Genomic DNA, 25,315 nt, shown 5'->3' with positions numbered 1-25,315 from the left:
ACTATATAAGGCATAAATATGTTGTTTGGCTTCTAACAAAGTATCGTCATTCCACTGAAAATGAGAATGAAAGGTATTAATTAATTCTTCATTCTTCCTTGCTCATCTTCTGTTCCCGTTGCACGACGACGTGCAGGTTTAATTTCATTTTTACCAAAACGATAAGTGAAACTGATTCTTCCAATTTGGGTATCGTTCTTTTGATATAGATCATATGTTAAGCCCGGATAAGCACTCGTAATATTTTGCTCATTTGTATTAAATACATCACTAAGTGCAAGTTTTAAACTAGCTTTTTTGTTCAATAAAGATTTACTTAACCCCATATCTACATAGTATCTATTCCCTATACTAAGCGTTCCATAATCTATTGGAGATTCGTAATTTCCACTTAATTCTGCAGTTAATCCTGGGATGATTATAAAAGTATTTTGCATTTTATATTGGAATGATGTTTTACCGGTTTTTAATTTTTGACCGGCTAAATTTGGTGCTTCAAAACTTAAGTGAAAAACATTAAAATTATTATTCATATCCCACAATTTGAATGGTTTAATTGGTACGTTTAGATTGGCTCCATAACTTACATTTTTAGTCAGGTTGGCATTGGTTTGATATAACGCTTTTTTAGATTCATCAGGCAATAAAACCTGTGTTATTACATCATTTACTCTGCTATAATTAACTGATAATAAATATTTCTGTTTAAAAGTGTAAGAAACTTCAAAATTGTTAGTGTATTGAGGATTTAAGAAAGGATTTCCTTTATTGTAAGTATATTCATCCAAATAATAAACAAAAGGATTTAATGCATCATAACTTGGTCTATCAATTCTACGGCTGTAAGAAAATCCAATTTGATTATCCTTAGATAAAGTTTGTTGCAAAAAGAAAGTTGGGAAAAAGTCCCAGTAACTCCTTTTAACCACCTCGTTGTTTGTGATTAGATTCCCTGTAGAGTTTGTTTGTTCTACCCTTAATCCAAATTGTATACTAGTACTTTTAAACTGTTTATTAATGTTTGTATAAATAGCATTTACATTTTCATCGTAAACAAACTGGTTACTTCTTCTAACATCATTTTGCCAAGTAGAGTTAATCAATTCTTCAGCTCTCAAATTATTATCTGTTTTAACCCAGCTACTTTTTACACCAGCTTCTAATTTTATAGTTTTGCTTAGTGATACGTTATAATCTACTTTAAATGCTTTAATATCGATTTGGGTTGGTGTAGTATTTCTGATTACACTCAATGGTCTAATTTTACTTCCATTGGCAAAGAGATAATCATTATAGTAATCTGCAATATCCTTTCCATTATAACAAGAATAGTCTAAGTCTGCAGAAATTTCGGAACCAGCTGTGTCTAAAATTGATTTATAATTTAAATTGTACGCAAGGTTATTATACTTATCAATTGATTGCGAATTAGTATTAAGTAAAGAATCTGTTTCTGTATAAGATTTTCCGATCAGGGTTTTATTATCAGTTGTTTCTTTACCTGTGTTTAAGTAGCCATTAACTAAAAACCCAATCGTGTTTTTCTTGTCAATAAAATAGTCTAAGCCCGTTTTAAAGTTATTGTTCTCACGTTTTCTATAATTTTCACCTACTTGCATAAAATAGGTTTTTGGACTACCATTGGAAATCCGGTTAATTTCTAATAAGTTATTATTTCTAAAATTGCCGTAGTTATAGTTCCCAAATACATTTAGTTTTTTAGAACGATGGTTTAGCGTTAGACCTGCATTTCCTCTAAAATTTTTGCCTTGCGCTGCGGTCAATGAAACGCTTCCATTGGTGCCTCCATTTTTGCTCTTTTTAGTTTTAATATTGATAATTCCAGAATTACCAGATGCAGGGTATTTTGAAGAAGGATTAGTAATTAATTCAATTGTTTCAAGCTCTGAACTCTGCATATTTCTCAATAAATTGGCAACATCAGCATTACTCATATAGGTTTGTTTTCCATCTAACATTATCAAAACACCTTGTTTGCCCTGCATAGAAATGTTATCGTTTTGATCTACTGTTACACCAGGTGCTTTTTGCAAAACCTCTAGTGCAGATGAGCCAATAGCTACACTGCTATTTTCTACATTCATTACCAACTTATCGGTTTTACGTTCAATAAGTGGTTTAATAGCAGTTATACTCACTGTGTTTAACGTTTTGCTATTAGGCTTTAGACGGATTTCTTCTAAGTTCAGTGATAAATTATTTTCAGTTAGTTGAAATGGGTTTCCTTTGTATATTACATAACCCATCATATTTGCTTTCACGAAGTAAGAACCAGTATTGATGTTTGCAAATTCAAATTTTCCATCAACTGTGGTTAAGGCGGTTTTAACTAAGGACGAATCGGATGATTTAAAAAGGCCAATCGTTACAAAATCAATTGGCTTGCTTTGCTCGTCTACTACAACGCCACTTATGGTTCCTTGCTTTGTGTTCGCAAGGGCGATGTTTCCAGTTAATAATACAAATAGTAAAAAGTAAATAGTTTTCATTGTGTGTTTGTTTGGTTTAAAAAATAGGGCATAAAAATTTCATAGCGTTCGCACGCAAATTTTTTTCATTTCCAAAAATTTTAAGTTTAGTTAAAAGACCGGAAGCCTTTTTATTAGTTTGTATTGTATAGACGAGCGTAACCTAAAAAAGGTTACAGAAAATTTTTTCTTTTTTTCTTGCCCGATGTTTTTTAAAATAAAAGAGCCCATTTAAACTAATTAAATGAGCTCTTCTAAAGATGGATATTGATTATTTCATTCCTAAAACATCAACGCCTTGTTCAAAAACAATATCAACTGGAATACCTTTTTTACTTAAACGATCTAAATCTGTTTGTAATTCTGGGTGGATAATGCCTTTTTCTTTTTGTGCTTTTTCTACTGCAGCTTTATCACCATTACCTTGCAACGTAATAATGAAACTGCTTAGCTCGTTCATTGCTACGGCAAATTTATCAAAGTCAACCTTATAAGTTCCATTTGCAGTTCTTTCGAAAGCCCCTTTTTCTTTAAAGAAGTTAAAGCATTGCATGTTTGCTTTTCCGTGTGCTTCTGATGCGCCAAAACGCACAGATCTCAATAAACCTGCCATAAAAGTGGTGTAGTACTCTTTAATATCGCCAGTTAATTCGCCTTTTTTAAGTAAGCCAGTAACCATGTACAATCCTAAAATATCGGCTTTACCTTCTTCTAACCAAGAATATTGCTCTTTTAATGCAGAGCGAACTGTTCCTTTGCCTGAAATGGTATTTTTAATACCTAAACCATGGGCAACTTCATGAAACATTACATTGGCAAAAAATGCATCAAATTTAATATACTGCTGTTGGTCTTTATCAATCAATTCTTTTGCTATTGGAACTAAGATTTTATCAAATTTAGCCTGCATCGCATTTTTTAACTGGGAACGGCGTGTTCCTTTTTTCTGTTGAATAGCTTCGTCATTTGGTAAATTTACCGCAATTGTTTTCGATCCTGCATTACAATCTCCAGCATAATAAACTACGTCGTAAGCATTTAATTCAGAATCTGTTCCAGGCACTTCTTTTTTATATTGAGCAGCAACTGGTAATCCTTTTTGTAGTTCGGGTAACATGGCTACATATTTGGCCAAACGTTTACTCCACACTTTATCTTTAACTAAAACATATGATTCGAAAGCAGCACGAGCATTAAATAGCTTATCCTCATAGTTTTCAATTGGGCCAATAATAATGTCTAATCCGTTAGTTTTCATATCTAGCCAAGCATAATCACTAGCAGAATAATCGTCGGTAACTAAAGCATCGGCTCTAAGATTTAAGTATTTTTTTAGTCCTGCATCATCCGCTAATAAAGCTGCTTGTTTAAGTAAGCTACTTGCTTTTTGTAATTCTGTAGCATACAGCACATGATATGGAACAGAAATCAATTTGCCTTTTTCAGTTCTAATGACAGAGTATAAGCCATATTTATCTTTTACATCCGATTTTTCTAAAGCTTCTTTTGTCATCCCGGCAGGATAAAAAGTTCCAGTTTCTGATTTTGGACCTATACCTGTTACAAAAGGTTTATCTCCATTTAATCTATCCCAAGGACCATAATTTATTTTAATAAACTCTTTAGTATTTTCATCTTTTATTGTATTTAACAGGCTATCACGTTGTGGATATGCTTGTTTCCAAAATAAATCATCCATTATTTTCGCTGCCTCTATCAGCAACGGCAAAACTTTTCGTTCGCTTACGGTTAACTGATTAAGATTGGTACTTAATCTTACTTTCTCGTAAATTGGTAAGCGCTGAGCTACATAATCTTGTAGCGAATCTTTTGTTATTTTCTCTTTCTTATCGGTTGTTTGCCCCGAATTACTACATGCAAATAGGCATGCTGTAATTGAAAATCCTATAAATAAAGTTGCTATTTTCTGAATGTTTTTCATTTAGTTAAGAAATTGTTTTTCATTTTGTTTCAATGCACTAAATTAGCAAAAAATATAAGCATGTATAATTTAATATATTGCATGCTCAACCTCTTATTCCTAAATATAAATCATGTTAGTAAACAAAATAACATTAAAAAGCATTCTCTTACTTTCTTGCGTATTCTTGTTAACCAATTGTAGCACTAGTAAATATGCCGCTACAGATAAGGTATATAAAAATATGGCAAAAGGCTTTTCTAAAATTATTAAAGCCACTCCTCCTGAAGGTCAAACTATTGATTCGTTAAATAATGAACAATACTTTGTGGGAACTGTAAATATGGGAATCCGTAAGCCTAATTTTGTAATTATACATCATACGGCACAAGATTCAACTGCACAAACGCTAAAAACCTTCACTATTGCCAGAACCGCTGTTAGTGCACATTATGTTGTTGGTAGAGACGGGAAAGTATATCACATGGTGAATGATTATTTAAGAGCTCAACATGCTGGCGTAGGTCGTTGGGGAAATGATACAGATTTAAACTCTTCTTCAATCGGTATAGAATTAGATAATAATGGTACAACAGATCCTTGGACAGATGCCCAAATTAATAGCCTTTGTTCATTACTAGCTACATTAAAAAAGAAGTATAGTATTCCAACAGCTAATTTTATTGGACATGCAGATATTGCCCCAACACGTAAACCAGATCCAAATAATTTCCCTTGGAAAACTTTAGCCAAAAGAGGTTTTGGATTGTGGTATGATGATGTTTTGCAAATGCCCCCAGCAGATTTTGATACTACAATAGCGCTTAGAATTATTGGATATGATGTGCGTAATTTACCTGCTGCGATTACAGCATTTAAACGTCACTTTGTAGGAACAGATATTACACCAACATTGACAGATCCAGATAAGTTGATTTTATACAATCTGTACAAGAAATATATGTAAATAATAACCAATAAAAACATACCCGTGTTTTACGAAACAAAAAAGCCGCAGATGTGTAGATTTAAAACCTTCGCATCTGCGGCTTAATAATATAATGAAAATTACGCTTTAGGTTTCCAAGCTTCTTTCAACGAAACGGTTCTATTAAAAACTAATTGACCAGGTTTCGAATCTTTATCTACACAGAAATAACCCTTACGAATAAATTGATAACCTACACCTTGTTCTGCATTTATTAAATACGGTTCAATGTATGCTTGTTTAATTACTTCCATGCTTTCTGAATTTAGATAATCTTTAAAATCACCCTCTTCGCTATCTGGAGATTCTACTGTAAATAAGCGATCATACAAACGAACTTCTGCTGTTTGTGCATGTTTAGCACTTACCCAATGAATAGTTCCTTTTACATTTATACCACTTGTATCTTCTCCACTTTTTGATTCTGGAATATATGTACACTGAATTTCGGTTACATTTCCGTTTTCATCTTTCTTAAAGTCTTCGCATTTTACTATGTAAGCATGTTTTAATCTTACAGTTGCGCCAGGTGCTAATCTGAACCATTTTTTAGCAGGTTCTTCCATAAAATCCTCACGCTCTATCCACAATTCATTACTGAAAGGAATTTCACGTGTTCCGCCTTTATCTTCAGCTTCTGGATTGTTTTCTCCAATTAAGATTTCTTCTTTTCCTGCCGGATAATTGGTAATTACTAATTTAATTGGATCTAAAACTGCCATTACACGAGTAGCTCTTTTGTTCAAATCTTCTCGTATGCAAAATTCTAATAAACTTAATTCAATTAGATTTTCTCTTTTGGCAATGCCGATACGTTCGCAAAATTCTTTAATACTTTCTGGCGTATAGCCTCTTCTGCGCAACCCGCTAATTGTAGGCATACGCGGGTCATCCCATCCGCTAACTAAATTTTCGTTCACCAACTGCATTAATTTGCGTTTGCTCATTACCGTATACGTAAGGTTTAAGCGGGCAAATTCATATTGTTTTGAAGGGAAAATATCTAACTTTTCGATAAACCAATCGTACAATTCACGGTGTGAAACATATTCTAATGTGCAAATGGAATGTGTGATATTTTCAATACTATCACTTTGTCCATGTGCAAAATCATACATTGGGTAAATACACCAAGCATTTCCAGTTCTATGGTGATGAGCGTGTTTAATTCTGTAAATAATCGGATCACGCATCAACATATTAGAACTTGATAAATCAATTTTAGCACGTAATGTGCAAACACCGTCCTCAAATTCACCATTTTTCATGCTCGCAAATAAAGCTAAATTTTCAGCTATGCTACGACTTCTATAGGCGCTTTCTTTTCCGGGCTCTGTTGGTGTTCCTTTTTGTTCTGCAATTTCTTCGGCTGTGCTATGATCTACATAGGCCAAGCCCTTTTCAATCAGTTTTACGGCAAAACCATGTAATTGATCAAAATAATCTGACGCATATAATTCGTTTTTCCACTCAAAACCCAACCAATGAATATCTTCTTGCTGGCTATTTACATATTCAGTTTTTTCCGTAATCGGATTAGTATCATCAAAACGCAAATTGGTATAACCACCATATTTTTGGGTTAATCCAAAGTTAAGGCATATTGCTTTTGCATGGCCAATATGTAAGTATCCGTTAGGCTCTGGCGGAAAACGCGTAACCAAAGTTTTCGTTTTTCCACTACTTAAATCATTCTCTATTAGCTCTTCAATAAAGTTCAATGATTTTTCTTCACTCATAAAAATTATAAATTATAGACACCAAAGTTAAGAAGATTAAGGGTATTTTAAGGTTGTTTTTAGTGGGTTGATTAATAAAACAGCTAATTTAATTACATTTACATCCTATTTTAGTATCAAAATATGAACAAAACATTAAATAGACCAATTAGAGTTTTGGTGGCAAAAGTGGGTTTAGATGGGCATGATCGTGGGGCAAAAGTAATTGCAACCTCTTTACGTGATGCCGGCATGGAAGTAATTTACACAGGTTTGCGTCAAACTCCAGAAATGGTAGTAAATACTGCGCTACAAGAAGATGTAGATGCGATTGGGGTTTCAATTCTTTCGGGCGCACACATGACGGTTTTCCCAAAAATTGTGGCTATTATGAAAGAAAAACAACTCACAGATGTTTTGTTAACTGGTGGAGGCATAATTCCAGAAGGAGATATGAAAAAGCTACAAGAAATAGGTGTTGGAGAACTTTTTCCGCCAGGGACACCAATGGCTAGTATTGTTGAGTATATAGAGAAATGGGTAATTACAAATAGAAATTTTTAAATGATGTATCAGCAAATTTTAACCGAAGTAAAAGAAAATATTTTTTACATCACTATAAATAGAGAACAAAAACTTAACGCATTAAACAAAGATGTTTTAACAGAATTAGCAGATGCAATTAAATTTGCTGCGCAAAACGATGAAATTCTTGGCGTGTTGTTGACAGGCGCTGGCGAGAAAGCTTTTGTAGCTGGCGCTGATATTTCTGAATTTCAAAATTACAATTTAGAAGAAGGAAAAGAATTAGCAAAAGTTGGTCAAACTAATGTTTTTGATGCCATAGAAAATTGTCCAAAACCTGTAGTTGCAGCTATCAATGGTTTTGCTCTTGGTGGCGGATTAGAATTAGCGATGGCATGTCACATCCGCATTGCTAGTGAAAATGCAAAATTAGGTTTACCAGAGGTGACTTTAGGTTTAATACCTGGTTATGGCGGAACTCAACGCTTAACACAGTTGGTTGGTAAAGGGCGAGCAATTGAAATGATTACAACTGCAGATATGATTACCGCAGATAAAGCTTACAAAATAGGTTTGGTAAATGAAGTTGTACCACAAGCAGAGCTGATAAACAAGGCAGAAGAAATTTTAAACAGAATTAAACTTAGAGCGCCACTAGCAATAGCAAGTGCTATAAAAGCGGTTAATTCATCTTTAAAAAATGATGTAAAGGGATTTGATGTAGAGATTGAAGAGTTTGCAAAATGTTTTCAAACGGAAGATTTTAAAGAAGGTGTTGGCGCATTTTTAGAAAAAAGAAAAGCGATTTTTAAAGGGAAATAAGTTTTGATATTTTAAGTTTTTAAACCCATTGATATTGATTATCAATGGGTTTTGTTTTGTAAGTACTGTTGGGTAGGTAAATATACCAATGTGAGGGTATTTTATGAAGTTGCGTTTGTTGCAATATTTGCTTAAACAAATAATAAACTAAAAACCAACAAACATGAAAAAATTAGTACTCACATTATTGGCTGGCGCTATGTTGCTTGCTAGTGTAAATTTAAAAGCACAAGACTCTAAAGGAGGTGTAAATGGATTTAAATTTGGTATTGGCTTAGAAGGCGCATTGCCATCAGGTGGATTAAAAGTTTATGATGCAGGAGCTGGGTTAACTTTAAGATTTAGCCAGGGAATTGCAGAAAACTTTGATGCTACACTTACCTCGGGTGGAATGGCATTTTTCCCAAAAAGTTTTAGCGGCGCAAATACCAATACTAAAGCCTCAATCTTTATTCCTATTAAATTAGGTGGACGTTACATGTTCTCGGAAAATTTTTATGGAATGGCCGAAGCGGGGATGACTATTGCTAAAACATATACTGTTAAAAGTTTTAATGGAACCACTCCAACTTATGGTTTTGTAAGCAGCTCAAGCTTTACCTATGCCCCATCTATTGGTGCTCGTTTTGGTGGATTTGATATTGGTGTAAGATATGAAGGTCTTGATGGCGGTGGATTTATGGGTTTAAGATTAGGTTACGATTTTTAACTCAAAAGAAAATAATTTCTTTAAAAGCATCAAAACATTTTGATGCTTTTTTATTTTAACAAAAATTAGGTGAATTTTATTAAAAAATAGTGTAGAAAATATTTCCCATATCAAAAATTTCTTATATTTAGCTATTATTTGTAACCAAATAATATGCTTATGAAGAAAATATTAATAGTTGACGATGAAGTTAATATAGGATTATTGTTGTCAAAATTTCTAATTAGAAACTCGTTTATCGTTGAAACAACTACAAGTGGAAGTTCCGCAATGGAGTATCTTTCTAAACAAAAATTTGATTTAGTTTTATGTGACTACCGTTTAGAGGATACTGATGGAAAGGAAATGCTAATCAAAATTAAAGAGAGTTATCCAAGTACTGGTGTAATTATAATTACAGGGTATTCTGATATTAAATTAGCAGTAGAGCTAATTAAATTAGGTGCATATGATTATATTACAAAACCACTTTACCCAGATGAGATTTTAAATACAATTAATAAAGCAATTGAAACTCAAATTGCGCTAAATCAATACAATTCAGAAGCAGGAACTTCAGAAAATAAAAAAGATAAGGCAGCAAAACAGGTACAAGCGGAAACTGGTGAATTTGTAGTTGGACAAAGTAGTGCCTCAAGAGAATTAATGAAGCAAATTATGCTTGTTGCACCAACATCATATAGTGTAATTTTAACAGGAGAAAGTGGTACAGGAAAAGAATCAGTAGCTAAAACTATTCATTTAAACAGCCCTAGAAAAGATAAACCCTTTATTGCAATGGATTGCGGTTCTTTAACTAAAGAACTTGCTGGTAGTGAATTTTTCGGTCATGAAAAAGGATCATTCACTGGAGCTCTGTACACCAAAATTGGTCATTTTGAAATGGCAAATGGAGGTACACTATTTTTAGATGAAGTAGGCAATTTATCATATGATATTCAAGCGGCTTTATTGAGAACTGTACAAGAGAGAAAGATTAAACGTATAGGTAGCACTAAAGAAATTGATTTAGATGTAAGGATTATTGTTGCAACCAATGAAAATTTAGGGGAATCTATTCAAAAGGGTAGATTTAGAGAAGATTTATACCACAGATTTAATGAATTCTCTATTCACTTACCACCAATTAGTGAAAGAGGAAGAGATATTATGGTTTTTGCTTCAACTTTTTTAGTGATGGCAAATCAAGAATTAAATAGAAACGTAAAAGGTTTTTCCGCAGAAGTAGAAGACTGTTTTTTAACCTATAATTGGCCGGGAAATGTTCGCGAACTTAAAAACGTAGTAAGAAGAGCAGCATTATCAACCGAAACGGAAGAAATTCAACTAAAAGCTTTACCATTAGAAATTTCTACTTATGCAAAGGCAGCAGCGATAGAGAATGCAGTTGGTAATTCTATTACAAGAAGTACTCCCTCAAATAAACCAAAAAACTTAAAAGAAGCTGCACTTGAAGCCGAGTATGAAGCAATTTTAAATGTATTAAGAGAAGTAAACTTCAATAAAACTAAAGCCGCTAAAATTTTAAATATAGATCGAAAAACACTCTATAATAAAATGAAGGCAATAGATGCAGAGAATGAATAATCAGTTTTTAAACTCGTAATTAAAAATAGTACTGACTAAAACAATTTGAGAGCTTTTGTGTAATATAGTATATATCTAAAGCTCTATATGTCTCTATTTACTTATAAACAGCGCAACTACATCAATCTTGTTATTATCATAGCATTAGGTTGTTTAATTGCCTATTCCTTAACGGGAATTTTTGGCTCTTTACTAAGTACACTTGTTTTATATACTATTTTACGTCCAAGTTATATTTACTTAACTGAGGTAAAAAACTGGAATCGTAGGTTTACGGCAGTACTACTTTTATTTATTTCAATTATTGTATTAGTTCTTCCATTTTATGGGCTAAGTAGTATGGTAATTGAAAAAATTACAGAACTTAAAAATGATGAAATATATTTTAAAAACCTCCTTTATAAGTTACAGCACCTATTGCCGGTTGGTGGTAATGTACAGAAAATTATAGAAGACGGTTTAAAAAACATCGGAACTTGGGCAACAGGTTTATTCCCATCGTTAATTTCGGGAGTATTTAATATAGTACTTGGATTATTACTGATGTATTTTTTGCTCTATTTTATGTTGGTAGAGCGAGAAGCTTTTGAAAATGCATTAGTAAAATATGCGCCTTTTAGAGAACAGAATGCCTATCGCTTTGCAGAAGAAATGCGAAACACTACTTATGCAAATGTTGTAGGACAAGGATTTATTGCAATTGTTCAAGGGTCATTGGTTAGCTTGTCATTTTATGTTTTGGGTTATAAAGACCCACTTTTTTGGGGGGTGGTAACCTCTTTTATTTCTCTTGTACCAGTATTGGGACCTCCTGTAATATTTGTACCTGCCGCTTTATTACAGTTGGCAGATGGACACAACTTTGCCGGTTGGGCAATGATAATTTTCGGGTTTGTTGTGATTATCAATATAGATAATGTACTCAGATTTATGATTGCGAAAAAAGTTGGAAATATTCACCCAATAATCACAGTAATTGGCGTAGTTATTGGTATTCCTTTATTTGGTATATTAGGGCTGGTATTCGGGCCATTGTTATTATCGTATTTTTTCTTGCTCATAAAAATTTATGAAACCAGTTCAATGGCATCAGAAAGATTAGAAAGAATTAAAACAATTGATGGTGAGGATGAGTTATAAAATAAGATAACAATAGCATAACATCAGCAGTGCTATATTTGAAATACAAATTGTTAAACATTTAAAAATTAAAGATCATGAGTGATAATTCAAAAGTAGTAGTAGGACTATTAGCAGGTTTAGCTGCAGGTGTAGCATTAGGTTTGTTATTTGCTCCAGATAAAGGAAGCGAAACTCGCGATAAGTTAAGCCAATCATTGAAAGACTTCGGCGATTCTATTAAAGATAAAGCAGCAGATGAAATTAATAATTTAACTAGCTTAAAAGATAAAGTTATAGATTCTATTAAAAGTAAACTTCGTGATGTAGAAGATGAATATTCTTCAGAAGTAGAAAACGTTTGAGCTATTTAAACTAACAGATAATGGAAGAAAAAAAAGAAAAAGATCTTGAGGAGATTTTTTTAGATGCTAAAGCGTATATCGATACTAGAATTGAATATACAAAACTATCAGCAGTTGAAAAGGGCTCTAAAATATTTGCAGATTTAATCACTAATGCGGCTGTAATCATTTGCTTTGTATTAGCATTTTTATTTGCATCATTTACCTTAGCACTTTATTTATCTACTGTGTTTGGTAGTTACGCTGCAGGATTTGGTTGTGTTGCTGGCATTTATCTATTGTTATCTATTATTGTTTATATAACTAAGGACAAACACATTGAAAAACATTTGATAAATCTATTTATCAGAAAGTATTTTGATAAAGTGGCCGATAAAGAAGAATTCGATGAAGATAAATTATAACAATATAAATACTCTAGACGATCTGCATGCTCAAGTGCAGTTGTTAAAAGCTGATTACAAGCATAGAGGGGTAATGCTTAAAGAAGATTCTAAAAATTATATAAAGCAATTTTCTTTAGGCAACATGATTAAAAAATTTGCTACACCCAACGGTCTTCTAAAACTAGATGAGAATACACATATAATAAGCAAGATCATGTCAATCGCATTGCCAATGCTTTTAAATAGTACTATTTTTAAAGGATCTGGAATAATTACTAAAGCACTTGGAGCATTAGTTTCTGGTAAAGTCGGTAAATCCTTAGATGCAGAAAATTTATCTGGAATTTTTAATATGGTGAAATCTTTATTTAATAAGAAAGGTAAAAAGAAAGATGTTGCTTTTGTAGATTATGGCATTCCGCCTGATAGCGAAACTTATTAGTTCATTGGCTTAATTAGTTCACTTGTTTATTAGTTAGAACAGCGAACTCAATCTAACAAAAAAGGTCTTGGCAATTTGGCAAGACCTTTTTTGTTGCTGTTCGTCATTGCGAGGCACGAAGCAACCTTAAAGCGTAATACCTAAAGGAGATTGCTTCGTACCTCGCAATGACGAAATTTGTTTATAAATCAGTTTTTATTTTCAGCTCTTTTAATTGCTTGTCATCAATTGTACTTGGACTATCAATCATGACATCTCTGCCCGAATTATTTTTAGGGAATGCAATTACATCTCTAATTGAATCTAAACCTGCAAAAATTGAACATAATCTATCAAATCCGAAAGCAATACCGCCATGTGGTGGAGCGCCAAATTCAAATGCATCCATTAAAAAGCCAAATTGTTTTTGAGCCTCTTCATTGCTAAAACCTAAATGTTTAAACATTAAAGCTTGTAACGCTCTATCGTGAATACGAATAGATCCACCGCCAATTTCAGTTCCATTTACTACCATATCGTAAGCGTTAGCACGAACGTTTTTAGGGTCTGTATCTAACAGTGCAATATCTTCTGGTTTTGGAGAAGTAAATGGATGGTGCATAGCGTGGTAACGCTCAGTTTCCTCGTCCCATTCTAACAATGGAAAGTCTAAAACCCAAAGTGCAGAGAATTTATCTTTATCACGTAAACCTAAACGTGAACCCATTTCTAAACGTAGCTCACTTAATTGTTTACGAACTTTATCTGTTCCACCCGCCATTACTAAAACTAAATCGCCTGGCTCGGTTTGGCATGCAGCCGACCATTTTGCTAATTCTTCTTCGTTATAAAACTTATCTACAGATGATTTTAGCGAACCATCTTCATTGTGGCGCAAATAAATTAAACCAGTTCCACCAATTTGAGGACGTTTTATAAAGTCAGTTAACTCGTCTAATTGTTTACGTGTATAATGCGCACAACCTTTTGCATTAATAGCAATCACTAATTCTGCATTATCAAATACAGGGAAATCCTTGCCTTTAACGATGTCATTCATTTCAACGAATTTCATCTCAAAACGAGTATCTGGTTTGTCAGAACCATAAAATTTCATGGCATCCGCATATTGCATGCGAGGTACTTCTGGTAAATCATAATTGCGGACTTCCTTAAACAAAGTACGAATTAAACCTTCAAAAGTATTTAAGATATCCTCTTGCTCTATGAAAGACATTTCACAGTCAATCTGTGTAAATTCTGGTTGTCTATCTGCACGTAAATCTTCATCTCTAAAACATTTTACAATCTGAAAATAGCGGTCGAAACCAGAAACCATTAACAACTGTTTAAATGTTTGTGGCGATTGTGGCAAAGCATAAAATTCGCCTGCGTTCATGCGGCTTGGCACCACGAAATCTCTTGCGCCTTCTGGTGTAGATTTAATTAAAACAGGTGTTTCTACTTCTATAAAATCCAATGCATCTAAATAACGACGAACCGATTGAGCCATTCTATGACGCAAAATCATGTTATTTCTAATCGGGTTACGGCGTAAATCTAGGTAACGATATTTCATGCGTAAATCGTCACCACCATCAGTTTTATCATCTATAAGGAAAGGAGGTAATTTAGCTGCATTTAAAATCTCTAATTCGGTTACTTTAATTTCAATTTCTCCAGTTGGAATTTCTTTATTTTTATTTGAACGCTCTACAACGGTTCCGCTAACCTTAATTACAAATTCACGACCAAGGCTACGAGCGCCAGCACATAAATCTGCATTATCATTCATGTTAAAAACCAATTGGGTTATACCGTAACGATCGCGGATATCTATAAAAGTCATCCCGCCTAAATCTCTAGAATTCTGCATCCAACCGCAGAGTGTTACATTTTCGCCTAAATTTTGCAGTGTTAACGCACCGCAAGTTGTTGTTCTTAACATCTTTAAATTAAATTTTGAGCCGCAAAAATACCGATTTTATTTTAATTAGTAAGTAGTTGTTTGGTTTGTTCGTGCCAACCAACTAAAGAACAAATTAACTAACCATCTAATTTTTTTTCTACCTTGATGCAACGTTTTTAAAAATACAATGTCTTTTAATCAGAACGCTTTAGAACTTGGAAACAGTATACATAGATAAGCACGTAGAGCTCGTAAATGATTGCCGACATGGTAGTCGCAAAGCACAATTTGAAATTTACAAATTGTATGCTAACGCGATGTATAATGTAGCGCTAAGAATTGTGAATGATGATGCAGAAGCCGAAGACGTTCTACAAGAAGCATTTTTAGATGCATTTAATCGCATTGCGGATTTTAGACAAGAAACAACTTTTGGTTTATGGCTAAAGCAGATTGTAATTAATAGATCAATTAATTATTTAAGAAAACGCAAAGCAGAATTTGTATCTATTGAAGAAGTAGAAATCGCCGATGAGCCAAGTTTCGATTACGAAGAAACAACGCTAAAAGTGGAAGCTATAAAAGCCGCAATGAACGAATTGCCAGATGGATATAGAGTGGTGCTTACTCTTTATTTATTTGAAGGATACGATCACGAAGAAATAGCACACATATTAAAAATAACAGAAAATACATCACGCTCCCAGTACATGCGAGCAAAAAGAAAGTTGAATAGTTTATTAGAAATGAAAGGAGTAGCAAGATGAACAATAAATTAGAAGAGTTTGTAAAAGAAAACAAGAAAGCATTTGAAGTAAAAGGTCCATCAGACCAATTATGGGAACGAATTTCTGCAGAGTTGGATAAAAAACAACAACCGAAAAAAAAAATTGAACTATATAAATGGCTCAGTATTGCCGCTATGTTGGTCATTAGTTTGGGTATCTATTTTACGTATAACTATAACAAAGCAAACACCACAATTGATGTTGCAGATGTAAATCCGGCATTTGGGAAAAAGGAAATGCGATTTGCGAGTTTAATAGAGGAAAAAAAGGATAGCTTACAAATTTATGCAAAACAAAATCCCGAGTTATATCGCAAATTTCTCGATGACATGAACAAGCTAGACAACGATTATCAGAAGCTTAAAAAGCAATTACAAACCAGTCCAAATCCTGATATAATTGTAAGAGCAATGATGAAAAATCTAGAAATACAAGCAAGTGTGTTAAGCCAACAATTATCCATTATAAACCAAGTCAATCAATATAAAAAGGAGAATACAATATGAAACCACTATTAAGTATTTCGAGTATGCTATTGCTCGCTATACAAGTAAACGCACAGCAGCAACCAGAAGTAACAGTTAATATTAATGCAAATCCAACAGTTTCTGTTAGTACCTCATCAAATAGATCATATGCTGTTAATACAAATGTTCAGGTGCATCCTGAAGTTAATGTAACAACATCAACAAATATTCAAGATCAAGCTGATGGACCAATGAAAGCCAAAACGTTTTCAAAAACATTCAGCGTGGATAAAAGCGATAAAATAAATTTAAGTAACCGATACGGAGAAATGGTTATTAAAGTTTGGGATAGAAATGAAATTAAAGTAGATGTTGATATTAAAGCCTATAGCACAAGCGATAATGATGCACAAAAATTGTTAGACGATGTTTCAATTATTGCAACTAAAACCGGAGATTTAGTTACCTATAAAACAAGCATGGGCGAGAAAAATGGCAACTGGGGAAAGAGTATTAGAAACGGAAAAGTGCTTTGGCGCAAAGAAGTTAAAGTAAATTATATAGTATATATGCCTGCAAATAATGCACTAACACTTTCAAACATGTATGGAAATGTTAACATGGGAAATCTGTCTGCTGCATTATATGCTAAAGTACAATATGGTAACTTTACAGCAGGCAACTTAAGCAGCAATAACAATTATATTTCTGTACAATACGGTAATGCGAATATACAAGAACTAAATAAGGCGGTAGTAAAGCAACAGTATGGTAAAGGCTTAACTATAGGCACGGTAGAAACATTAGATCTAGACGTACAATACGCTGGTGCGAACATTACTAATATAAAAGGCAATGCAGTTGTTAAACAACAATATGGTAGCGGCTTGATTATCGGAGCAGTAGACAATTTAGAATTAGATGCACAATATACCAACGTGAACGTAACAACAATTAATGGTAATGCTTCCATCAAACAACAATATAATAAACTCGCTATCGGTAGTGTAGGCAAATTAAAACTAGATGCTCAATATACAGGCGCAACAATTGGTAGTTTAAAAGGAGATGGATATTTTGATATGGAGTATAACAACTTAAACATTGGTAATATTAGCTCAGGATGCAAAATTTTAACAATAAAATCCGAGTATGCAGATGTTAACTTAGGCTTTGCAAACGGATACAATGCTAATTTCGAAGTCAGCAAAACATATGGCTCATTCAAATATGGTGCTGATGTAACCTCTAAAATGGTTTCTTCAGATGATGAAACAAAAAAATACAGTGGTAAAATTGGTAACGGTGGCGTTGCCGATGTTAAAATAAATGCCGAATACGGTGCAGTAACTTTTAAATAAACAAACCAAACAAATAATACCAAAGCCTGTTGATATAAATCAATAGGCTTTTTTTATATTCGTGCCAAGATAAATTAACTATGGAATTACTAACCAGTCCAGAAGCGTGGATTTCACTTTTTACCCTAACGCTATTAGAAATTGTTTTAGGCATCGATAATGTAATCTTCGTAAGCATTATTTTAAACCGAGTAAATGTTGCTTCCCAAAAGAAAGCACGTATCATTTGGATGATTACAGGAATCACCTCTCGTTGTTTAATGCTATTTGGCTTAAGTTGGTTATTACAACAAAAAGGAAATTACATCATTCCAGAAAGTTGGTTTGGAAAAGGCTTCGACTTAGCAAGCTTAGTAATGCTATTCGGCGGATTGTTTTTACTGTACAAATCTGTTATGGAAATTCACCACAAATTAGAAGGTGAAGACCCAAGTTTAGACCAAAAAAATAAAAAACCATTAGCATTTGGCGCAGCAATTTTTCAAATTATGCTCATAGATGCAGTGTTCTCATTCGATAGCATTATCACCGCCGGTGGAACAGCAAAACATTTAGAAGTAATGATTATTGCAGTAGTAATCGCTATGATAATCATGTTCACATTTAGCCCAAAAATAGCTGGCTTTATACACAAACATCCTACACTAAAAATGTTGGCTTTATCTTTTTTAGTAATGATAGGTTTAAGTCTAATCATCGAAGGTTGGGATGCAGCTGCGGCACACGAAATGCACCTTAAAAATTACATCTATTTCGGTATGGCATTCTCAGTTGGCGTAGAAGTTTTAAATATGATTTTCAGAAAACGTCAAAAACAACATTTAGTAGAGTTAAATGACCCACGAATTGACGATAAAGAAAAATAAGAATTTTTAGAAAAACTAAGCAAGAAGGGCGTCGGTAACGATATCCCTTCTTTTCGTTTTACTTCGCTTCGCTACGTGTTCACTCCAATAAGGTTTATATCACAAAGACAGTAATTCTTAATTCAATTTCATAAAATCTTCGTTTCTTTACGCCTCAATTTAAAAATATGATCACTTTTTCCGAAGCCACCTTGGCCGAACTTTCTATCCATAGAATTGGCAACAAACTGCAAGATGAATTTTATGTGCTCTCAGAAAAATCAATGCATATTCAAGATGAAATGCTGAACCAGCTTTTGTTGCAATATTTTCTTTCTCCTTATGAAAAAACAAATGAGATTTATCGGTTTACACACCCAAATAATGATCTCAACTTAAACGAAGTGTATCATTTCGCAGAAGAAATTTTTGCAAATGGCGAAGTCTTCCATGATAATACAAAGAAATTGGCCACCTATTTATTCGAAATCTCCAATCACCCTAAAATCAAATCAGGAGAATTATATGTAGCCTACTTCGAAAACGTACAAATAGAAGGCGATTTACACGACACAATTGGCATTTTTAAATCAGAAACAAAAGAAAGCTATTTAAAAGTTTATCCCGAGCAAAATGGCTTCGGTTTAAGTTACGAGCAAGAAGGCATAAACATTAATAAACTAGATAAAGGCTGTTTAATATTTAATACCGACAAAGAAGAAGGATTTAAAGTAGCTGTAATTGACCAAACAAATCGCTCCACAGAAGCAGTATATTGGAAAGATGAGTTCTTAAAACTTAAAGTTAGGAACGATAATTATAACCAAACGCAAAACGTTTTAGGCGTTTACAAAAACTTTGTCACCCAAAAATTAGACGATGACTTTGAGATATCAAAAACAGATAAAATCGATTTGTTAAATCGTTCTATGAAATATTTTAAGGAAAAAGAAACCTTTGATATGGATGAGTTTTCGAATGAAGTTATTGCCAATAAAGAAGGAATAGAATCATTTAAAAACTACAAAAAAAGTTACGAAGAAGAGTTCGATACATCAATAGCAGATAACTTCGATATTTCTGATGCCGCTGTCAAAAAACAAGCAAAAGCCTTTAAAAGTATTTTAAAACTCGATAAAAACTTCCACATTTACATACATGGAAATAAAGAACTCATCGAAAAAGGATTTGATGACGATAAATACATGAATTACTATAAAGTCTATTTTAAAGAAGAACAGTAATGGCAATCCCCCATAAAATCCTCACCCGAAAAGATGAAATCACAGCAAAATTCTTCGAGCTGTTAGAAAAACACATCCAAGATATTATGACGGGCAGAGTAGATAAAATGTTTCACATTAAAGATTTTGCCGCTTTATTATTTATCCATCCAACACATTTTAGCAACACCATTAAATTAACTACCGGTCATTCTCCATGCCATTTTGCAGAAGAAAGAACAATGGACGAAGCACGTAAAATGCTAAGCGAAACGCCAATGTCGATAGCAGAAATTAGTTACAAGCTAACATTCAATGAACCCACAAACTTCACTAAGTTCTTTAAATCATTCGAAGGCATCACACCAAAACAATACCGAAAACAAATTATAGAATCGGAAACTAACACCATTAATTCGGAAACTAGCACCATTTTTTAAGCACTATTTACCTAGATATTTGTATATAATTTAAACATTAAATATATGCAAACACAAAAAATAGCACTAGTAACTGGCGGTAGCCGCGGACTAGGAAAAAACATGGCTTTAGCACTTGCCAAAAAAGGAATCGATGTTATCTTAACCTATAATAGCAAACAAGCAGAGGCTGATGAAGTTGTTAATTCGATAACAGCTCTAGGCCAAAAAGCAGTTTCGCTTCAATTCGATGCAGGAAACGTGAAATCATTCGATGGCTTTATCACTCAAGTAAAAAATGCTTTAACTGAAAAATGGGGAAGAGACAGCTTCGATTTCTTAATTAACAATGCAGGAATAGGCATTCACAAAAACTTCGCAGAAACAACAGAAGAAGACTTCGATTTGTTGAGCAACATTCAATTTAAAGGAGTTTACTTTTTAACCCAAAAATCCTTACCAATTATCGCTGATGGTGGAAGAATTATAAATTTGGCTACTGGTTTAACTCGTTTTGCCCTGCCAGGATATAGTGCCTATGCAGCCATGAAAGGTGCTATTGAAGTATTCACAAAATATTTAGCAAAAGAATTAGGACCAAGAGGTATTGCCGCAAACGTTGTAGCACCAGGCGCAATAGAAACAGATTTTGGCGGGGGTGTTGTACGTGATAATGAACAATTAAATGCTGTAATTGCTTCAAACACCGCACTTGGAAGAGTGGGTTTGCCCGATGATATCGGTGGCGTAGTAGCTTTTCTTTGTTCTGAAGAAGGGCGTTGGGTAAACGCTCAAAGGTTAGAGGTATCCGGCGGACAATTTATATAAACATCAAAGCGCAAAGGTTAGGCAATTATGCCTTACTATGAGGTCGTCTATCTTTGCTCAAAACCTATTTATGTAAAAAAGAAATCTCCCTATGTTGAAAAGAAACCCAGCGATGAAAAAAAGAAAACTGTCAATGTCAAAAGGAAACCTAGCTATGTCAAAAAGAAAACTAACAATGTAAAAAGGAGAACTGTCATTGTCAAAAAGAAAACCGTTACTGTAAAAAAGAAACCTAACTATGTAAAAAAGAAAACCAATAATGTCAGAAGGAAAACTGCCATTGTCAAAAAGGAAACAGTCAATGTAAAAAAGAAACTAAACTAAGTCGAAAAGAAAACTATTAATGTCAAAAGGAAAACAGCCATTGTCAAAAAGGAAACAGTCAATGTAAAAAAGAAACCTAGCTATGTAAAAAAGAGATTAAACTACAATCTACTCTTAAAACACAAAGCATCTTTTTAATCTGGTAGTTGTAATTTAATTTTTAAAGGCTTAGTTTTAAGTTGTATGAGCTCAGCAACTAAACCAAATAGCATCTTTAAAGTAATCGGTGCATCCTCATTAGGAACACTAATCGAATGGTATGATTTTTATATCTTCGGCAGTTTAGCAACCATCATTGGCGCACAACTTTTCCCAGCAGATGCAGGTGCTTCGGCCTTAATTAATACATTGGCCATCTTTGCAGCAGGCTTTATCGTACGCCCATTTGGAGCATTAGTTTTTGGTCGTTTAGGCGATTTAATTGGCAGAAAATATACTTTTCTATTAACCTTAGTGTTAATGGGTGGCTCCACATTTTTAATCGGACTTATCCCTTCATACTCAAGCATCGGCTATGCTGCACCTATTTTAGTTTTAATTTTACGTTTAGTGCAAGGCCTAGCTCTGGGAGGCGAATATGGAGGAGCAGCCACTTACGTAGCAGAACATGCACCCAAAGGTAAGCGTGGCTTTTTTACAAGTTGGATCCAAACAACAGCAACCTTAGGCTTATTCCTTTCTTTAGGAATTATAGTGCTTTCTAAAAACTTAATCGGCGCCGCTGCATTTGCAGATTGGGGCTGGAGAATTCCCTTTTTACTTTCTATTTTATTAGTTGGCGTTTCTATTTACATCCGCTTAAAGATGCACGAATCACCAATGTTTACCAAACTTAAAACAGAAGGCAATATCTCTAAAAACCCATTGAAAGAAAGTTTTAGTAAAAAAGGAAACTTTAAAATGGTGCTTTTAGCTTTATTTGGCGCAACGATGGGGCAAGGAGTAATTTGGTATACAGGTCAGTTTTACGCACAATCCTTTATAGAAAACACTTGTAAAATAGACTTTAACGATTCACGATATATCTTACTATGGGGAATTGCATTTGCCACACCATTTTTTGTCGTATTTGGTGCTTGGAGCGATAGAGTTGGTCGTAAGTGGATTATGTTGACAGGGATGTTATTAGGGATTATCTTTTATCGACCAATTTATCAGTTGTTTTTAGATAAAAGCGATGTAACTACATGGAGCACTTCGCCACTTGTAAAAAAAGATGCGCCAATAATAACAAGAATGGCGTTGCATGATAAAGGAGATAGTCTAATTACAATAAGTTCAAAAATAAGTTTGGCCAATGGAGCATCATTTAATTCTGTTTCCATCGATACGGTATATGCAGATTCAAACAAAATGATAGGCCATACAGAGATAGCTAAAGACAAAGTATTGCCAACAGCAACCTTTTGGCTTTTTGTAGGCTTAGTATTCTTCCAAATTTTATTAGTTACAATGGTTTATGGACCAATTGCTGCATTTTTGGTTGAGTTATTCCCAACAAAAATTAGATACACTTCTATGTCCTTACCATACCACGTTGGTAACGGAGTGTTTGGTGGTCTAGTTCCATTTATAGCCACATTAATTGCCAGTTTCGCAGGCTCTACACCACTATCTGGGTTATGGTATCCTATCGGGATTGCAACACTAAGCTTTATAATTGGAGCAGTTTATTTATCAAACAAAACAGACGAGAACGTTAACGATTAAACCTATGAAAGCATTTAAAAAAATATTAGGATTAGTATGGATTATTCTAGGTCCAGCAGCAATGATTTTTATGGCTTTCCAAGCTTGGGATAAAGTAAGTAAAGCAGAAGCAGGAATAGCGCAAACTAACACCGCATTGCAATGGGGAATTATCTTATTAATATTTATCCCGATAGCAATTGGCTTAGTTATTTTTGGTAAATATGCCTTAGCAGGAGAGTACGATAAATTGCCAGAAAGTTCAGAAGAATTATAGTTCTGCTATTATAAAACCCTAACCAATAAACCTTTTAAATACTCTCCTTCTGGAAAGGATAATCGCACAGGGTGATCTTCTGGTTGTGAAAATTGTTTAATTACTTGTACTTCTTTTCCTGCATCTAGCGCAGCCCAAGCGATAATTTGCTTAAAGGTTTCAATATCAACAGCTCCCGAACACGAAAAAGTAGCCAACAAACCACCGCTTTCTAATAGCATTAATCCTCTACGATTTAAATCTTTATAAGCACGAGCAGCCCTATCCAAAGCAGAACGAGAAGGTGCATACTTTGGCGGATCTAAAACTACAATATCAAACTTTTTACCTTCCTCATTAAAAGTCCTTAGCTGTTTATTTACATCGGCTTGTATTGCAATATGATTTTTCGCATCGAATTTATTGAGTTCGATATTTTGTTTTAAAGTCTCAATGGCCAATGCAGAACTATCTACACTAGTAACTTGCTTTGCACCTTTTTTAAAAGCATTCAAACTAAAACCACCGCTATAACTAAAACAATCTAAAACATTTTTTCCATTAGTATACTCGGCCAATAACAAACGATTATCGCGTTGGTCACAATAAAACCCAGATTTCTGCCCTTCTGCAATATTAATGTGATAGGTAATCCCATTTTCCTTAACTGCAATAAACGCTGCGGGTGCCTCCCCCCAAAGTAATCCGTTTTCGGCAGTAATTCCTTCATGTGTACGGGCAGTTGCATCGCTACGATCAAAAATCCCTTTGGGTTGTAAAGCTTTTACTAAAACATCAATAATAGTAGATTTCGCTTTTTCTATACCCGTACTTAAAATCTGAACAGAAAGAAAATCGGCATATTTATCTACAATTAAACCAGGTAAAAAATCAGCTTCGCTAAAAATTAAACGATAAGCATTGGTGTCTTTGTTATTTAAGAGATGTGCTCTCGATTCTATCGCTTTGTTAATTTTTTGTTCGTACCAAGCCATGTCAATTTGTTGGTTTTCATCCCATTCCAATAAACGAACAGCAACACGAGATTGATCGTTATAATAGCCATAAGCTAAAAATTCGTTATTCGCACTGCAAACTTTAACAACATCTCCATTTTCAGGAGTTCCTATAATTTTTTCTAATGCTCCAGAAAAAACCCATGGATGACGTTGCAAAACTGCTTTTTCCTTCCCCTTTTTTAGCTTAATTTCTACCATCTTACAAAGGTAATAAAATAAGGTCGAAGGTTGGAAGGTCTAAGGTTTTGGAATCAAATCTGATATCGCAATACTTTTGTATTTTTACCCTATGGAAGAAATAACCTGGAACGATTTTGAAAAAGTAGAATTACGAATGGGAACCGTACTTGAAGTTTATAATTTTCCTGAAGCCAGAAAACCAGCTTACAAATTAAAGGTAGATTTTGGTGAATTTGGAATTAGAATGAGTAGTGCGCAAATTACTAAGAACTATACAGAGGAAGAGTTAGTTGGTAACAAATTATAGGTGTAATCAACTTCCCTAAAAAACAGATTGGTAAATTTATGAGCGAATTTTTAGTTACCGGATTTGCAGATGAAAATGGAGACATTGTATTAGCTTCACTGGATAAAAAAGTGCCAAATGGCAATAAATTAATATAAAATGAGTTTTTATAACTTCGAAGAAAACCAAAATCCAGATTTAGCAGACGAGCACTTTATGCGTTTAGCTTTAAATGAAGCAAAGAAAGCATTTGACGCTGATGAAATCCCAATAGGTGCAATTGTAGTTTGTGAAGGTAAAATTATTGGACGAGGACATAATTTAACAGAACAATTAAATGATGTTACAGCACATGCAGAAATGCAGGCTTTTACAGCCGCCGCCCAAACATTAGGCGGTAAGTATTTAAAAGATTGCACGTTGTATGTAACGATTGAACCTTGCGTAATGTGCGCAGGTGCTAGTTATTGGACCCAAATTAGCAGAGTTGTTTTCGGTGCACATGAAGATAAACGAGGTTTTACCAAGATCAATCAAAACCTTTTGCATCCAAAAACTGTTCTAAAAGGTGGCGTTTTGGCTCAGGACTGTGGTGCTTTAATGAGCATATTTTTTCAACAAAAACGTAAAGAAAGTTGACAAACAATTGAATAAAACTTAACCTTTGTGAG

26 protein-coding genes are annotated in these 25,315 nt (G+C 33.9%); 21 read left to right on the top strand and 5 right to left on the bottom strand.

The genetic code is table 11. The features are described 5' to 3' along the window. Positions 1-80: 80 nt before the first annotated feature. Both HQN85_RS06750 and HQN85_RS06745 read right to left on the bottom strand, forming a co-directional pair. Complete coding sequence (locus HQN85_RS06750; protein WP_173270474.1) at positions 81-2,510, bottom strand: TonB-dependent receptor domain-containing protein; 2,430 nt, start codon at positions 2,508-2,510, stop codon at positions 81-83. 250 nt (positions 2,511-2,760) lie between these two features. Beyond that, entirely contained in the window at positions 2,761-4,431 is a 1,671-nt protein-coding gene (locus HQN85_RS06745) for a dipeptidyl-peptidase 3 family protein (protein ID WP_173270471.1), read from the bottom strand. A gap of 112 nt (positions 4,432-4,543) precedes the next feature. Between HQN85_RS06745 and HQN85_RS06740 the strand changes: the two genes are divergently transcribed. Continuing rightward, entirely contained in the window at positions 4,544-5,377 is an 834-nt protein-coding gene (locus tag HQN85_RS06740; RefSeq protein WP_173270468.1) for an N-acetylmuramoyl-L-alanine amidase, read from the top strand. Positions 5,378-5,478: 101 nt separating this feature from the next. On the opposite strand, the gene HQN85_RS06735 is transcribed toward HQN85_RS06740, so the two are convergent. After that, entirely contained in the window at positions 5,479-7,137 is a 1,659-nt protein-coding gene (locus tag HQN85_RS06735) for a glutamine--tRNA ligase/YqeY domain fusion protein (RefSeq protein WP_173270465.1), read from the bottom strand. A gap of 123 nt (positions 7,138-7,260) precedes the next feature. On the opposite strand from HQN85_RS06735, the gene HQN85_RS06730 reads away from it, so the two are divergent. The 8 genes from HQN85_RS06730 to HQN85_RS06695 all read left to right on the top strand — a co-directional run bounded on the left by HQN85_RS06730 (position 7,261) and on the right by HQN85_RS06695 (position 13,071). After that, a complete protein-coding gene (locus tag HQN85_RS06730) occupies positions 7,261-7,680 on the top strand; it encodes a cobalamin B12-binding domain-containing protein (protein ID WP_173270462.1) in 420 nt (139 codons plus the stop codon). Further along, the gene (locus tag HQN85_RS06725) at positions 7,681-8,463 is read left to right on the top strand and encodes an enoyl-CoA hydratase/isomerase family protein (protein WP_173270459.1); all 783 of its coding nucleotides are present in this window, start codon (positions 7,681-7,683) and stop codon (positions 8,461-8,463) included. Between the two features lie 163 nt (positions 8,464-8,626). Continuing rightward, the gene (locus tag HQN85_RS06720; protein WP_173270456.1) at positions 8,627-9,172 is read left to right on the top strand and encodes a hypothetical protein; all 546 of its coding nucleotides are present in this window, start codon (positions 8,627-8,629) and stop codon (positions 9,170-9,172) included. Between the two features lie 159 nt (positions 9,173-9,331). Next, positions 9,332-10,759, top strand: coding sequence for a sigma-54-dependent transcriptional regulator (locus HQN85_RS06715; RefSeq protein WP_173270453.1), 1,428 nt, complete (start codon positions 9,332-9,334; stop codon positions 10,757-10,759). Positions 10,760-10,846: 87 nt separating this feature from the next. Further along, the gene (locus tag HQN85_RS06710; protein WP_173270450.1) at positions 10,847-11,899 is read left to right on the top strand and encodes an AI-2E family transporter; all 1,053 of its coding nucleotides are present in this window, start codon (positions 10,847-10,849) and stop codon (positions 11,897-11,899) included. Positions 11,900-11,976: 77 nt separating this feature from the next. Beyond that, a complete protein-coding gene (locus HQN85_RS06705; RefSeq protein ID WP_173270448.1) occupies positions 11,977-12,243 on the top strand; it encodes a YtxH domain-containing protein in 267 nt (88 codons plus the stop codon). Between the two features lie 20 nt (positions 12,244-12,263). Then, the gene (locus HQN85_RS06700) at positions 12,264-12,647 is read left to right on the top strand and encodes a phage holin family protein (RefSeq protein ID WP_173270445.1); all 384 of its coding nucleotides are present in this window, start codon (positions 12,264-12,266) and stop codon (positions 12,645-12,647) included. Next, positions 12,631-13,071, top strand: a complete 441-nt coding sequence (locus HQN85_RS06695; protein WP_173270442.1) for a hypothetical protein — start codon at positions 12,631-12,633, stop codon at positions 13,069-13,071. The genes HQN85_RS06700 and HQN85_RS06695 overlap by 17 nt, the downstream gene beginning before the upstream one ends. 181 nt (positions 13,072-13,252) lie before the next feature. On the opposite strand, the gene aspS is transcribed toward HQN85_RS06695, so the two are convergent. After that, entirely contained in the window at positions 13,253-14,998 is a 1,746-nt protein-coding gene (aspS, locus tag HQN85_RS06690; protein WP_173270439.1) for an aspartate--tRNA ligase, read from the bottom strand. A 176-nt stretch (positions 14,999-15,174) separates the two neighbouring features. Between aspS and HQN85_RS06685 the strand changes: the two genes are divergently transcribed. The 10 genes from HQN85_RS06685 to HQN85_RS06645 all read left to right on the top strand — a co-directional run bounded on the left by HQN85_RS06685 (position 15,175) and on the right by HQN85_RS06645 (position 23,180). Continuing rightward, positions 15,175-15,726, top strand: a complete 552-nt coding sequence (locus HQN85_RS06685) for an RNA polymerase sigma factor (RefSeq protein ID WP_173270436.1) — start codon at positions 15,175-15,177, stop codon at positions 15,724-15,726. Further along, positions 15,723-16,253, top strand: a complete 531-nt coding sequence (locus HQN85_RS06680) for a hypothetical protein (protein ID WP_173270433.1) — start codon at positions 15,723-15,725, stop codon at positions 16,251-16,253. Before HQN85_RS06685 ends, HQN85_RS06680 begins: the two co-directional genes overlap by 4 nt. Next, entirely contained in the window at positions 16,250-17,575 is a 1,326-nt protein-coding gene (locus tag HQN85_RS06675; RefSeq protein WP_246249663.1) for a hypothetical protein, read from the top strand. Before HQN85_RS06680 ends, HQN85_RS06675 begins: the two co-directional genes overlap by 4 nt. An 80-nt stretch (positions 17,576-17,655) precedes the next feature. Continuing rightward, positions 17,656-18,441 carry a TerC family protein gene (locus HQN85_RS06670; RefSeq protein WP_173270431.1) on the top strand — a complete coding sequence of 262 codons (786 nt, stop codon included), beginning with the start codon at positions 17,656-17,658 and terminating at the stop codon, positions 18,439-18,441. A gap of 167 nt (positions 18,442-18,608) precedes the next feature. Then, positions 18,609-19,664, top strand: a complete 1,056-nt coding sequence (locus HQN85_RS06665) for a nucleoid-associated protein (protein ID WP_173270428.1) — start codon at positions 18,609-18,611, stop codon at positions 19,662-19,664. Beyond that, on the top strand, positions 19,664-20,083 hold the full coding sequence (locus HQN85_RS06660; RefSeq protein ID WP_173270425.1) for a helix-turn-helix domain-containing protein: 420 nt from the start codon (positions 19,664-19,666) through the stop codon (positions 20,081-20,083). The genes HQN85_RS06665 and HQN85_RS06660 overlap by 1 nt, the downstream gene beginning before the upstream one ends. A gap of 45 nt (positions 20,084-20,128) precedes the next feature. Further along, a complete protein-coding gene (locus HQN85_RS06655; protein ID WP_173270422.1) occupies positions 20,129-20,890 on the top strand; it encodes an SDR family NAD(P)-dependent oxidoreductase in 762 nt (253 codons plus the stop codon). A 27-nt stretch (positions 20,891-20,917) separates the two neighbouring features. Further along, positions 20,918-21,214, top strand: coding sequence for a hypothetical protein (locus HQN85_RS15700; RefSeq protein ID WP_216847240.1), 297 nt, complete (start codon positions 20,918-20,920; stop codon positions 21,212-21,214). A 183-nt stretch (positions 21,215-21,397) separates the two neighbouring features. Then, positions 21,398-22,924 carry an MFS transporter gene (locus HQN85_RS06650; protein WP_173270419.1) on the top strand — a complete coding sequence of 509 codons (1,527 nt, stop codon included), beginning with the start codon at positions 21,398-21,400 and terminating at the stop codon, positions 22,922-22,924. 4 nt (positions 22,925-22,928) lie between these two features. Then, positions 22,929-23,180 carry a DUF6814 family protein gene (locus HQN85_RS06645; protein WP_173270418.1) on the top strand — a complete coding sequence of 84 codons (252 nt, stop codon included), beginning with the start codon at positions 22,929-22,931 and terminating at the stop codon, positions 23,178-23,180. An 8-nt stretch (positions 23,181-23,188) separates the two neighbouring features. On the opposite strand, the gene HQN85_RS06640 is transcribed toward HQN85_RS06645, so the two are convergent. Then, positions 23,189-24,376 carry a class I SAM-dependent rRNA methyltransferase gene (locus tag HQN85_RS06640; RefSeq protein WP_173270416.1) on the bottom strand — a complete coding sequence of 396 codons (1,188 nt, stop codon included), beginning with the start codon at positions 24,374-24,376 and terminating at the stop codon, positions 23,189-23,191. A gap of 91 nt (positions 24,377-24,467) precedes the next feature. Between HQN85_RS06640 and HQN85_RS15950 the strand changes: the two genes are divergently transcribed. Both HQN85_RS15950 and HQN85_RS06630 read left to right on the top strand, forming a co-directional pair. Beyond that, complete coding sequence (locus tag HQN85_RS15950; protein WP_317170028.1) at positions 24,468-24,665, top strand: hypothetical protein; 198 nt, start codon at positions 24,468-24,470, stop codon at positions 24,663-24,665. A gap of 138 nt (positions 24,666-24,803) precedes the next feature. Next, positions 24,804-25,283: a nucleoside deaminase gene (locus HQN85_RS06630; protein ID WP_173270414.1), complete on the top strand. Its 480-nt coding sequence runs from the start codon at positions 24,804-24,806 to the stop codon at positions 25,281-25,283. Positions 25,284-25,315: the final 32 nt, after the last annotated feature.

The organism is Pedobacter boryungensis (genome assembly GCF_013204825.1).
Classification (GTDB): domain Bacteria; phylum Bacteroidota; class Bacteroidia; order Sphingobacteriales; family Sphingobacteriaceae; genus Pedobacter; species Pedobacter boryungensis.
Note: the sequence above shows the minus strand (reverse complement) of the source record. Positions and strands in the feature narration are given on the sequence as shown.